Source organism: Bradyrhizobium sp., from assembly GCF_036009065.1.
GTDB lineage: Bacteria > Pseudomonadota > Alphaproteobacteria > Rhizobiales > Xanthobacteraceae > Bradyrhizobium.
On the sequence record NZ_DASYMN010000050.1, the window covers coordinates 1 to 12,755 of the forward strand.

8 protein-coding genes are annotated in these 12,755 nt (G+C 64.9%); 5 read left to right on the forward strand and 3 right to left on the reverse strand.

Translation table 11 applies throughout. The features are described from left to right. The first annotated feature begins 405 nt into the window (after positions 1-405). The 3 genes from VGP39_RS03515 to VGP39_RS03525 all read left to right on the forward strand — a co-directional run bounded on the left by VGP39_RS03515 (position 406) and on the right by VGP39_RS03525 (position 4,926). Positions 406-1,827: a lytic murein transglycosylase gene (locus VGP39_RS03515; RefSeq protein WP_327566720.1), complete on the forward strand. Its 1,422-nt coding sequence runs from the start codon at positions 406-408 to the stop codon at positions 1,825-1,827. 365 nt (positions 1,828-2,192) lie between these two features. Continuing rightward, on the forward strand, positions 2,193-3,131 hold the full coding sequence (gene dapA, locus VGP39_RS03520; protein ID WP_327566721.1) for a 4-hydroxy-tetrahydrodipicolinate synthase: 939 nt from the start codon (positions 2,193-2,195) through the stop codon (positions 3,129-3,131). Between the two features lie 127 nt (positions 3,132-3,258). Beyond that, positions 3,259-4,926 carry an SGNH family hydrolase gene (locus VGP39_RS03525; protein WP_327566722.1) on the forward strand — a complete coding sequence of 556 codons (1,668 nt, stop codon included), beginning with the start codon at positions 3,259-3,261 and terminating at the stop codon, positions 4,924-4,926. A 95-nt stretch (positions 4,927-5,021) separates the two neighbouring features. On the opposite strand, the gene VGP39_RS03530 is transcribed toward VGP39_RS03525, so the two are convergent. Then, a complete protein-coding gene (locus tag VGP39_RS03530; protein WP_327566723.1) occupies positions 5,022-5,756 on the reverse strand; it encodes an SDR family oxidoreductase in 735 nt (244 codons plus the stop codon). Positions 5,757-5,988: 232 nt separating this feature from the next. Between VGP39_RS03530 and VGP39_RS03535 the strand changes: the two genes are divergently transcribed. Together VGP39_RS03535 and VGP39_RS03540 are read left to right on the forward strand one after the other, a co-directional pair. Continuing rightward, positions 5,989-6,876, forward strand: a complete 888-nt coding sequence (locus tag VGP39_RS03535) for a TauD/TfdA family dioxygenase (protein ID WP_327566724.1) — start codon at positions 5,989-5,991, stop codon at positions 6,874-6,876. Between the two features lie 363 nt (positions 6,877-7,239). Beyond that, positions 7,240-8,865, forward strand: a complete 1,626-nt coding sequence (locus VGP39_RS03540) for a YCF48-related protein (protein WP_327566725.1) — start codon at positions 7,240-7,242, stop codon at positions 8,863-8,865. Positions 8,866-9,184: 319 nt separating this feature from the next. Here VGP39_RS03540 and VGP39_RS03545 read toward each other — a convergent pair whose 3' ends face one another. Next, a complete protein-coding gene (locus VGP39_RS03545) occupies positions 9,185-10,654 on the reverse strand; it encodes a glutamate synthase subunit beta (protein WP_327566726.1) in 1,470 nt (489 codons plus the stop codon). A gap of 147 nt (positions 10,655-10,801) precedes the next feature. After that, on the reverse strand, positions 10,802-12,755 hold a 1,954-nt coding region (locus VGP39_RS03550; protein ID WP_327566727.1), incomplete at its 5' end, for a glutamate synthase-related protein.

Below are 12,755 nucleotides of genomic sequence, written 5' to 3' on the forward strand. Positions count from 1 at the left end.
GTGGCCAAGGTGGAGCGCCGGGAGGCGCTGCGCCCTACGTCACTGGGCGCGCGCGGTAGCCTTGCCGCGCGAGGTGGGTACGTTAATCCCGCCTCCAAGGGTGCCCGCTGGTGCCCTGGCGCCTCCCGCCGCTCCACCCCCCTCGCTTGGGTTCGCGAGGGATTGGTATACCTCGGACGCATTGCGCCGCGAGAATGCAGGCGCTTGGCTGTTTGAATCGTCGAATCAAAATTTGAAGCGAGGCATCTTCTAAACCTCACCCCGCTCTTTCGCGGGAACGAGCGTGCCCTCGGGCTTGACGCTGCGGTTGGCTTTGAGGGCCCTAAAAAACCGCTTTGTTAAGCTGATGGAAACCGTGACAAGGCCTCCTGAGTGCCGGATGCTTTGAGGGCAGGGACCGAATCGATGGCGGCAAGGATCGGTAATCGGCTGGGCAGAACAGTGGTCGCGGTGGCGCTGGGCGGGCTCGTGCTGGCAGGAACGGCCTCGGCACAGATCTCGCTAGGCGGCGCGCCGCTAAAACCGCAGGCCCCCGCGACCGGCTCGATCCCGCCGGCCACACAGCCAGTGCATCCCGGCCTGGTGCCGCGCGCGACGGTGCAGGCGCCGCCGCCGGCACCTTCCACGCCTGCGCCGCCGTGGAGCGGCGAGGACGGCGCCTCCGGCCATCCACTGATGACCGCGAGCGCGATCCGCGAGGCGGCGGCGAATTTTTCGACCTGCGTCGCCGCGATGTGGCCGGACGCCGCGCGGCGAAACATCACCCGCGCCAATTTCGAGCGCTTCACCGCGGGGCTCGCGCCCGATCTACGCATCATGGACCTGATGGATTCGCAGCCGGAATTCACCAAGTCGATCTGGGATTATCTCGACATCCTGGTCAACGATAACAGGATCGCCAGGGGCCGCGAGGTGCTGGCCAAATACAAGCCGCAGTTCGACGCGGTGGAAAAATTCTACGGCGTCGACCGCTTCATCATCGCCTCGATCTGGGGCGTCGAATCCAATTATTCGACCATGATGGGCGACCGCAGCGTGCTGCAGTCCACAGCGACCTTGGCCTGCATCGGCCGCCGCCAGAAATATTTTCGCGACGAGTTTTTGACCGCGCTGGAAATCCTCAACCGCGGCGATCTGCGCCCCGAGCAGATGCGCGGCTCATGGGCCGGCGCGTTCGGCCCGACCCAGTTCATGCCGACCGCGTTCAAGCGCTACGCGGTCGACGCCGACGGCGACGGCCGCCGCGACGTGGTCGACGATGCCGCCGACCTCATCGCATCGACCGCCAACAACCTGAAGAAAGACGGCTGGCAGTCCGGCCAGACCTGGGGCTTTGAGGTCGTGTTGCCACGCGGTTTTAATTTCATGCTGGCGGATCGCGCCAAAGCGATGACGATCGCGCAATGGGAGCATCTCGGCTTGAAACGCGCCGGCAGCCAACCGTTCCCGCATCCGGCCGAGAAAGCTTATCTGTTGGCGCCGGCCGGCGCCGAGGGCCCGGGGTTTTTGATGCTGCAGAATTTTCGCGTCATCATGAAATACAATCCCGCCGAAGCCTATGCGATGGCGATCGGGCATTTCGCCGACCGGTTGCGCGGGGGCGCGCCCTTCATCCAGCCCTGGCCGCGGCAGGAGCGCGTGCTGTCGCGCGCCGAGCGGCTGGAACTGCAGCAGCTGCTGGCGCAGCGCGGCTTCTATCGCGGCACCCCCGACGGCCAGCTTGGCGGCATGACGCGCGAAGCGCTGCGCGGCTTCCAGGCCTCGATCGGCACGCCGGCCGACGGATTCGCGTCGTCCGACATGCTGGAAAAGCTGCGCGGGAGATAGAGCTTCGTTTCCCGGGCGCGATGCAGCCCGTAGCTCTTGCGAAGCGCTGCTTCGCAGAACCGGGATCGTAACGAACGCAGGCGTTTGGTACGGTCCCGGCTCTGCGGAGCGGCATGAAGAATGCCGCACCGCGTCCGGGACACGCTTCCGCTCGCTCCGCTTGACAAATTATGCGCCTTGGGCGCATTTATCGCCGATGATCTTTTGCGCCGCCCACGTCAACATGAAAAACCGCGCCTCGTTCGGGGCCGGAGATGTTCGCGCGCGATAGATCGATCCGCACCTGCTTACATCATGGCCCCGCCGGTTTCGACGGGGTTTTTTTGTTGTCTCCGTCTTACGGCCTCGAAACAGGAGACACCTCAATGTCCGCCGAATTTACCCCGCCAAGCGGCGTGTGGCTGCCGCTTATCACCCCGTTCCGGGATGGTGCGATCGACGCGGCTTCGCTACGCCGCCTGATCGGGCACTATGCGGGTAAACCCGTCGACGGCCTGATCGTCGGCGCGACCACCGGCGAGGGGCTGACGCTCGACGACGCCGAGATCGAACAGCTGGTGATGCTCACGGCCACCGCGCAGCGCGATTTCGGCTTCCGCTTGCCGCTTTATCTCGGTGTGTCCGGCAGCGATACGCGCAAGCTCGCAAAATGGCTGTCGCGAACGTCGGACTGGCCGCTCGATGGCTACCTGATCGCATGCCCGTATTACACGCGTCCGTCGCAAGCCGGCCTGATGCTGCATTTCGAAGGCTTGGCCGACTCTACCGCGCGGCCGATCATGATCTACAACATCCCGTACCGGACCGGGGTCAACCTCGGCAACGAAACCATGCTTCGCCTTGCCGAACGCAGCAATATCGTCGGGGTCAAAGATTGCTGCGGCGATACGCTGCAAACGGTGGAGCTGCTGCGCAAGCGGCCGCCCGGCTTCGCCGTGCTGACCGGCGAGGACGCGCTGTTCTACGGCGCGCTGGTGCGCGGCAGCGACGGCGGCATTCTCGCTTCGGCGCATGTCGAGACCGAGGCCTTCGCCAAGGTCCGCCAGCACCTGCTGGCCGGCGACCAGTTGCACGGTTCGGCGCAATGGCGGCGGCTCGCCGACATTCCCCGCCTGCTGTTTTCCGAGCCTTCGCCGGCGCCGCTGAAATATTGGCTGTGGCGGTCCGGCCTGATTGACAGCCCTGAGCTGCGGCTGCCGATGACGCCGATCACAAGTGAGCTCGCCGGCCAGCTCGACCGGCGGATTTTCCATGTAAAAACCGTACGTTACGCCGGCCTGCGGGCCGACGAGCCGGTGAGCTAACCTTGAAGTCGCAGCGCGCTTGACGGGACGGCCCGATGCCCGGTTTATGGGTGGACGGCCGCCCGCTTGCGGCCCAAATCGGCTATTATAGCGATTGCCTGACAACCATTGTGACGACCTGAAACGCATGCCGAGCCCGAAATCGTTTTTTCGCCTGTTCACCGAGACCGGCCCGCTGGTCGCGCTGACGGTCGCGATCGCGGTATTGTTCGGCATCGCAGGTCCGGCATCGGCGCAGTTTTTCAATTTCGGCAATTTCGGCGCTCCGCCGCGGCCGCCGCAGGCGGTGCCGCAGCAGCGCGGAGGCGGCGGCTGGTTCGGAAATGACTTCTTTGCGCCGTTCCAGCAGCAGGCGCCAAGGCGTGCGGCCCCGCGCGAGGATTTCTCCAAGGCGCCGCCGCCGGAGAAGCGCGATAGTCCCGCGGAGCGCAACATCCTGGTGCTCGGCGACGCCATGGCGGACTGGCTGGCCTACGGTCTCGAAGACGCCTATTCCGAACAGCCCGACATGGGCGTGATCCGCAAGCACAAGACCGTCTCCGGCCTGATCAGGTATCAGCCCAAGGGCGAACCCGCCGACTGGGCCGCGGCGGCAAAAGGCATCCTCGCCACCGAGAAGCCGGACGCCATTGTCGTCATGCTTGGTCTCAACGACCGCGTTTCGCTGCGCGAGCCGGCCGCCGCCGAAAAGAAGGCGGACAAGAAAGACGACAAGAAAGATGCCAAGGCGAAGCCCGACGCCAAGCCTGCGGATGGCAAAAAGCCGGACGGCACCGCGGATGCAAAACCCGATGACAAGCCGGCGGATGCCGAATTGTCGTCCGACGATGCCGCCGACGCCGATCAGCCGCCGGTCGCGACGCCAGAGAAAAGCGCGCGCTCGGCCGGCGGCGTCTACGAGTTTCGCGAGGACCGCTGGGTTGAGCTGTATTCGAAGAAGATCGAGGAAATGATTGGCGTGCTGAAGTCCAAGGGCGTGCCGGTGCTGTGGGTCGGCCTGCCGGCGGTGCGTGGCGCCAAGGCCACCGCGGACATGCTGTTCCTGGATTCGCTCTATCGCGACGCCGCGGGCAAGGCCGGCATCACCTATGTCGACGTCTGGGACGGCTTTGTCGATGAGGCGGGCCGCTTCCTGCAGCAGGGTCCCGATTTCGAAGGCCAGATCCGCCGCCTGCGCGCTTACGACGGCGTGTTCTTCACCAAGGCCGGCGCGCGCAAGCTCGCGCATTATGTCGAGCGCGAGGTGACGCGGCTGATGGCGGGGCGCTCGGCGCCATTCTCCCTGCCGACCGAACCTGCGACTCCCGATGCCAGTGCCGAGCCCGGCAAGCCGGCGCCGCGTCCCATGGCGGGGCCGATCCTGCCGCTGGTGGCGTCATCGGTCGGCACCGATCAATTGCTCGGCGGCCCCGGCTCGCGACCGGCGGCGGTCGATGCGCTGGCGGCGCGTACGCTGGTCAAGGGCGAGCCGTTGTCGGCGCCGGCCGGACGCGCCGACGATTTCGCCTGGCCGCGCCGCGAGGTCGGCCGCGAACAGGCCAAGGGCGAGGTGCCGGTCGCCTCGGCCTCGCAAGATGGCGGCGCGACGCCCGTAATGGCCACGCCGCCGCCGAAGCCGAAAAAGCTGCGCCCGATCCAGCCGGCTGCGGCGCCGGCGTTCGGCGATTTCTTCGGCCTCGGCGCATCGCCCTCGCAGCGCCCCCGCGCTCTGCCGCCGCCGCAGCAGCTGCAGCCGCCGCGACCGCCGGGCAGCGTCGGCCGCGCCGCCTCGGCGCCGAATTTCTTCACGCGGTAATCGTCATTGCGAGCGAAGCGAAGCAATCCAGGGGCCGCGAGGAAAGTCTGGATTGCTTCGTCGCAAGAGCTCCTCGCAATGACGTTAGCCTAGGCTCACAAAATCAGCCCGCCATCGACCACCAGCGTGTGGCCGGCGATATAGGACGCCAGCGGCGAGGCCAGGAACAGCGCGGCGCCGGCCATGTCGGTGGGCGTGCCCAGCCGCTTCAGCGGAATCCGTTCGATCGCGCCTTCGAGCCGCTTCGGATTGGCGGTGGTCACCTTTGTCATCTTGGTATCGACCAGCCCGGGCGCGATGCCGTTGACGCGGATGCCGTCCTCGGCCCAGGCCTGCGCCAGCGTGCGCGTCAGCCCGACGGCGCCGGTCTTCGAGGCGTTGTAGGCGGGATTGCCTTTTGTCGCGTGATAGGCGGCGGTCGACGACACGATGATCAGCGCGCCGCTGCTCGCTTTCAGCATCGGATGGAATCTTGTGGCGCAGGCCATCAGGCTGATCAAATTGACTTCCATCACCCTGCGAAATCCCGCCATCTCGAATTCGCCGCGCCGGTAGATCACCGCGCCCTGCGCCAGCACCAGCACGTCAAGCCGGTCGAACGCCGGCGCGAACGCCTCGACCGCCCGCGGTTCGCCGACGTCGAGCTGTGCATAGTCCAGCCCTTCGAGATCGGAGCCTTCGGCTTTGGAATAGTCGGTCGCGCCGGCGCGGGTGCCGCAGACCTGTACGCGCGCGCCCCTCGCCCGGAACGCCTGCGCGATGCCGTTGCCGATGCCGCTGGAGCCGCCGATTATGAGGATCTGCTTTCCGCTGAAGTCGAGTTCGTTCATGCGAATTTCCCTCCGTGTTCCGGACGCGGTGCAGCGCTCTTTGCGGTGCCGCAGAGCCGGGACCGTTACGAATACCGAGCTTGTACGGTCCCGGTTCTGCGAAGCAGCGCAAGAGCGCTGCATCGCGTCCGGGACACGAGGCATGCGTTACGCCATGTTGACATCGCGATTGCCGGTAGTAGCATTTTTGCAAATGGCGCGGAATAACCGCGCGCCGGCCAGGGAAAACGCCATGCCCATTCAGATCAAGCAACTGCATCGTCATTTCGTCGGCGAAGTCTCCGGAGTCGATCTCACCAAACCGCTGACCGAAGACGAGGCGCGAGATATCGAAGCCGGCATGGACCAATACGCCGTGCTGATTTTCCACGGCCAGGACATATCAGACGAGCAGCAGATGGCGTTCGCGCTGAATTTCGGCGAGCGCGAGAATCCACGTGGCGGCAATATCGTCAAGCCGCAGGATTCGCGGCTGTCGACCGGGCTCAACGACGTCTCCAATCTCGGCAAGGATGGCAAGCCGCTGCCGCCGGACAGCCGCGTCCATCTGTTCAACCTCGGCAACTGCCTGTGGCATTCCGACTCATCGTTCCGGCCGGTCCCGGCAAAGTTCTCGCTGTTGTCCGCGCGCGTGGTCAACCCGAAGGGCGGCAACACCGAATTCGCCGACATGCGCGCGGCCTATGACGCGCTCGACGATGAAACCAAGGCCGAGATCGAGGACATGATCTGCGAGCATTCGCTGATGTATTCGCGGGGGTCGCTGGGCTTTCTCGATTACACCGAGGAAGAGAAGCAACTGTTCAAGCCGGTGCTGCAGCGGCTGGTGCGCACGCATCCGGCGCACGGCCGCAAGTCGCTGTATCTGTCGTCGCATGCCGGCGCTATCCAGGGCATGACGGTGCCGGAAGCCCGGCTGCTGCTGCGCGATCTCAATGAACACGCGACGCAAAGCGAGTTCGTCTACGTCCACAAATGGGCGCTGCATGACCTCGTGATGTGGGACAACCGCCAGACCATGCACCGGGTGCGCCGCTACGACCAGTCGCAGCCCCGCGACATGCGCCGCGCCACGGTAGCCGGCACCGCGCCCACGGTGGCGCAGCAGGCCGCGGAGTAGGGTTTCTCCGTCATTGCCGGACTTGACCCGGCAATCCGTCCCCCTTCGAACGACTCTTACGAAGATTGATGGATACGCGGGCCTTCTCGCCGAAGGGCTTCGGCCCCGCAGGCGGGTCAAGCCCGCGTATGACGCCGCCCTCTTGCCGTTGCGGTTTCTGTCCGATGACCCCGGCGCGCAACTAATCGTTGCGAGTAACCGGCGATTGTATCACACTTGGCTGCTTGGCGATCGTCCGATGTCCGGAAAACCGCTTGCAGGCCGTTGTCTAAAATTATTTTCCGCTCGATCGAAGCGCGCTTTTCACAAACAGCTTGCTCGATCCATTACGTTTCAAATCGTTTCCAGCGAAGGGCAGAACCCATGAATTACATCTGGCGCGCCACCAAGGCTAAGAAGCAAGAGCGACATGACGACATCTGGTTCATCAGCCCGCTGGTCGGCTGGGCGGTGAACAGCGCGGGCGAGATCCTCCATACCGACGATGGTTTTCAGACCGTGCAACCGCCGCAGCACACCGCGGACCCGGGCACCTACCTGCGCTGCATGAGCTTCACCAGCCCGACCGACGGCTGGGTCGGCACAATCACCAACGAGCAGCGGCTGTTCAAGACCGAGGACGGCAAGACCTGGACCGACATGACGTCAAAGCTGCCGGCGCTGCCGGAGGCGATCTGCGGCATCTCCTCGCCGTCCAAGGGCGTCGTGTTCGCCTCCGGTACGCAGTATCCGTCGCTGGAAGCCGCGGTGATGCACACCGCAGATGGCGGTGAAACCTGGAATTCGATTTCGATGGCGGCGCACGCCAACCTTCTGATCGATACCTATTTTACCGACAACCTGACCGGCTGGGTGGTCGGCGGAAAAGGCGGCACCTCCTATCCGCGGCTGAAGCCCGTCATCATGCACACCACCGACGGCGGCAAGACCTGGGAAGACAAGCTGCTCAATTCCGGCATCGACTTTCCGAGCGGCGAATGGGGATGGAAGATCCAGTTTCTCACTCCGCAGATCGGTTTCGTCTCGCTGGAGAATGACGCCGCCGCCGCCATCCTCAAGACCACCGACGGCGGCCAGACCTGGAAGCGGATCGTGATCAAGGATCAGCAGGGCAACGTCAATCTCGAAGGCGTCGGCTTCATCGACGAGAAGACCGGCTGGGCCGGCGGCTGGGGCGACGGTTTTCCGACCCACCCCGAAGGCACCACCAGCGGCACTACCGACGGTGGCGCCACCTGGTTTGACGCCAACGAGGTGGGCCATTTCCTCAACCGCTTCCGCTTCTTCCCCGGCGCCACCACCGGGATCGTGGGCTATGCGTCGGGCGACACCATCTATCAATGCACAGTGGCGAGCGCTGCCCAGCTTGCCGCTGCGCGGTTGTCACTCTCCGCGATCGGCGAGCCAGCCCTGCCGGTGGTGTGGGACAAGCTCGACATTGCGACGACGGTCCCGGACCACGCGAAGCAATTGACCATCACCATCTTCGATACCCGCCAGACCCTGGTCAAAACCATCACGGAGGCCTCGCCGCGCGCGGGCGAGCGGACCTTCAGCTGGGATTTCAAGACCACTGACGGCAAGGACGCCGGTGTTGGTCAATTCATCCACCGCGTCAACATCGACGGCGCCGCGACGTCGGGGGTGGTGGAGCGGCCGGCGCGCGCGACGCCGGAGGATCTGGCGGCCCAGGTCGTGAAGATGATCGAGAATATTGCCCCGAACGCCATGCGCGCGCACGGCCGGCTGATGCTGCCCGACGCCACCGGAACGCCGGTGAAGCTGCGATCGCTGTTCGCCAAGCCGGTCGAACTGATGGCGGCGCTGGTGCGCGGCGGCTGGATCATTCCCGGCGCGCCAAGCCGCAGCATGTTCCTGGTCGCCATCATCGGCACCGGCCCGATGCAGGGCATACTGCAGGACGCGGACATCCAGCTGCTGAAAGACTGGGTCGCCGCCGGCGCGGTGATTCCGACGGCCGGGGGCTAGATGATGCGTCATTGCCGGGCGCCTGTCCCCGACTTGATCGGGGATGACCCGGCCATCTATCCTGTTCGAACGAGTCTTGCGAGATGGATGGATACGCGGGCCTACGCCTCGCCGAAGGGGCTTCGGCCCCGCAGGCGGCTCGAGCCCGCATATGACGCCGCTGGGGTAGTGTGTCCCGGACGCGGTGCAACGCCCCTTGGGGTGCACCGCAGAGCCGGGACCCATCTCACGGAGCAGAAAATGCGCGTATGGGCCCCGGCTCTGCAGCGCACCACCGCGAAGAGCTACGCGCTGCGCCGCGTCCGGAGCACGATGGTTTTCACCGCGGAAGCGTCGTGCTCCCCATCAAAAACGTGTCGATCGCCCGGGCGCAGAGCCGTCCTTCGCGGATCGCCCACACCACCAGCGACTGGCCACGGCGCATGTCGCCGGCGGAAAACACTTTCGGCAGCGAGGTCTGGTAGTCGGAAGTGTTGGCGCGGACGTTGCCGCGCTGGTCGAGATCGACGCCGAGCGTTTTGAGCAGGCCCTCGTGCACCGGATGCACAAAGCCCATCGCCAGCAGCACCAGTCCGGCGTCGAGCTCGAACTCGCTGCCCGCAATCGGCTTGAACTTGTCGTCGACCTGCACGCAATGCAGTTTTGCCACCTTGCCGTCTTCGCCGGAAAATTTCTGCGTCAGCACCGCGTATTCGCGCTTGGCACCTTCGGCCTGGCTCGACGAGGTCCGCATCTTCAGCGGCCAGTTCGGCCAGGTAAGGCCCTTGTTCTCGTGCTCCGGCGGCGCCGGCATGATTTCGAGCTGCGTCACCGAGAGCGCGCCTTGCCGGAACGAGGTGCCGATGCAGTCCGAGCCGGTATCGCCGCCGCCGATCACCACAACATGTTTGCCGCCGGCGAGAATGTCCGGCGCGCTGCCGAGCGGCTCGCTGGAGACGCGGCGGTTCTGCTGCGGCAGGAAATCCATCGCGAAGTGAATCCCCGACAATTCGCGGCCGGGAATCGGCAGGTCGCGCGCGGCCTCGGCGCCGCCGGTCAACGCCACCGCGTCATGGGTTTTGAGCAATTCCCGCGGATCGATCGCGGCTTGACCGTTTTCTTGCGAATTGCCGCCGACCGGCGCGCCGTAATGGAACGTGACGCCTTCGGCTTCCATCTGCGTCACGCGGCGGTCGATGATATGCTTTTCCATCTTGAAATCGGGAATGCCGTAACGCAGCAAGCCGCCGGCCTTGGCCCAGCGCTCATAGAGATGCACGTCGTGGCCGGCGCGCGCGAGCTGTTGGGCGCAGGCCATGCCGGCGGGCCCCGAGCCGATCACGGCGATCTTCTTGCCGGTTTTTTGCGACGGTAGTTCGGGCGCCACCCAGCCATTATCCCAGGCGCGGTCGACGATGGCGCATTCGATGGTCTTGATGGTGACTGGATTGTCGTCGATGTTCAGCGTGCACGAGGCCTCGCAGGGCGCGGGACAAATGCGCCCTGTGAATTCCGGAAAATTGTTGGTCGAGTGCAGGTTGCGCGAGGCTTCTTCCCAGTTGCCGGCATAGACCAGATCGTTGAAATCCGGAATCTGGTTGTTGACAGGGCAGCCCGGCGTGCCCGGCGCCACTGAACCTGTGCCATGGCAATAGGGAATGCCGCAATTCATGCAGCGCGCGGCCTGGTCGCGAGTGTCCTTTTCGCTCAAGGGGACGACGAATTCGCGATAGCTCTTCACGCGCTCGGCGACCGGCGCGTATTTGCGATCGTGACGATCGATCTCCAAAAAACCAGTAATCTTACCCATTAAACCTGACGCCCCTGCAACCTGTCCCGCCGTCATCCCGGGGAGCGGCGTCTTCGCCGCGTCTCGAAGGATGAGTGTTCAACTCTTGCCACCCTTCGAGGCCGGCCCTGCGCGCCGGCACCTCAGGGTCACGGTGTTGTGTGTGGCCTACGCCCCGATCGCGATTTTCGGCTCGGCGTCGGCGTCGACCTTCATTTCCTTCAGCGCGCGGCGGTATTCCACCGGCATCACCTTGCGGAATTTCGGCAGCCACGTCTTCCAGTTTGCGAGAATCTCCGCGGCGCGCCGCGAACCTGTGAGCTTCGCATGCCGCGTGATCAGGATGTGCAGCCGCTCGATGTCGGAACTGAGCAGGTCGGAGAACACGTCGACCCGACCATGCGCTTCGAGATCGCCGGAGTGGTGATAGGCGTTCTCGTTGATCATCTCTTCCGACAATACCGGCTCGAGCTCGACCATCGCCATGTTGCACAGTTTTGGGAAGTCGCCGGCCTCGTCCAGCACATAGGCCACGCCGCCCGACATGCCGGCCGCAAAATTGCGCCCGGTCTTGCCCAGCACCACCACGATGCCGCCGGTCATGTATTCGCAGCAGTGATCGCCGGCGCCTTCGACCACCGCGACGGCGCCGGAGTTACGCACCGCAAAGCGCTCGCCGGCGATGCCGCGGAAATAGCATTCGCCCTCGATCGCGCCGTACATCACGGTGTTACCGACGATGATGGATTCCTCCGGCACGATGCCGGAATTGCGCGGCGGCTTGACGATGATGCGGCCGCCGGACAGGCCCTTGCCGACATAGTCGTTGGCTTCGCCCTCGAGATCGAAGGTGACGCCGCGCGCCAGCCAGGCGCCGAAGGCCTGGCCCGCGGTGCCTTTGAAGGAGACCTGGATGGTGTCGTGCGGCAGGCCGGCATGACCGTAGATTTTCGCCACGGTGCCGGACAGCATCGCGCCGGCGCTGCGGTCGGTGTTGTTGATCTCCATCTCGATCCTGACCGGCGCGCCGCGGTCGAGGGCCGCCTGCGACTGCGCGATGAGCCTGCGGTCGAGCACGGCTTCGAGGTGATGGTTCTGCGCTTCGGCGTGGTAGATTTTCTGGTCCGGCAGCGCCTCCTGCTTGACGAACAGCTTTGAGAAGTCGAGTCCCTTGGCCTTCCAGTGCGCCACCAGCGTGCTTTGGTCGAGCATCTGAACCTGGCCGATCATCTCGTCGAAGGTCCGGAAACCGAGCGCGGCCATGATCTCGCGCACCTCTTCGGCTACGAAGAAGAAGTAGTTGATCACATGCTCGGGCTGGCCGGTAAAACGCTTGCGCAGCACGGGATCCTGCGTCGCTACCCCAACCGGGCAGGTGTTGAGATGGCACTTGCGCATCATGATGCAGCCGGCCGCGATCAGGGGTGCGGTGGCAAAGCCGAACTCGTCGGCGCCTAGCAGCGCGCCGATCACCACGTCGCGGCCGGTGCGGAAGCCGCCGTCGACCTGCACCACGATGCGGCTGCGCAGCCGTTCGCGCACCAGCGTCTGGTGGGTTTCGGCGAGGCCGATTTCCCATGGGCTGCCGGCGTGCTTGATCGAGGTCAGCGGCGACGCGCCGGTGCCGCCCTCAAAACCTGCGATGGTGACGTGGTCGGCGCGCGCTTTTGCAACGCCCGCTGCGACCGTGCCGACGCCGATCTCGGACACCAGTTTTACGGACACCTGGCCGTCCGGATTGACGTTCTTGAGGTCGTAGATCAACTGCGCCAGATCCTCGATCGAATAGATGTCGTGATGCGGCGGCGGCGAGATTAATCCAACGCCGGGCGTCGAATGGCGAACGCGGGCGATGATCGCATCGACCTTGTGGCCGGGCAATTGGCCGCCTTCGCCGGGCTTTGCGCCCTGCGCCATCTTGATCTGCATCATGTCGGCGTTGACGAGATATTCGGTGGTGACGCCGAAACGTCCCGACGCTACCTGCTTGATCGCCGAGCGCATCGAATCGCCGTTCGGCAGCGGCTTGAAGCGGTCGCTCTCCTCGCCGCCCTCGCCGGTGTTGGACTTGCCGCCGATCCGGTTCATCGCGATCGCAAGCGTGGTGTGCGCCTCGCGCGAG

Coding starts and splice junctions, on each gene's coding strand:
- VGP39_RS03515 (WP_327566720.1), top strand. CDS start 406: ATGGCGGCAAGGATCGGTAATCGGCTGGGCAGAACAGTGGTCGCGGTG.
- dapA (WP_327566721.1), top strand. CDS start 2,193: ATGTCCGCCGAATTTACCCCGCCAAGCGGCGTGTGGCTGCCGCTTATC.
- VGP39_RS03525 (WP_327566722.1), top strand. CDS start 3,259: ATGCCGAGCCCGAAATCGTTTTTTCGCCTGTTCACCGAGACCGGCCCG.
- VGP39_RS03530 (WP_327566723.1), bottom strand. CDS start 5,756: ATGAACGAACTCGACTTCAGCGGAAAGCAGATCCTCATAATCGGCGGC.
- VGP39_RS03535 (WP_327566724.1), top strand. CDS start 5,989: ATGCCCATTCAGATCAAGCAACTGCATCGTCATTTCGTCGGCGAAGTC.
- VGP39_RS03540 (WP_327566725.1), top strand. CDS start 7,240: ATGAATTACATCTGGCGCGCCACCAAGGCTAAGAAGCAAGAGCGACAT.
- VGP39_RS03545 (WP_327566726.1), bottom strand. CDS start 10,654: ATGGGTAAGATTACTGGTTTTTTGGAGATCGATCGTCACGATCGCAAA.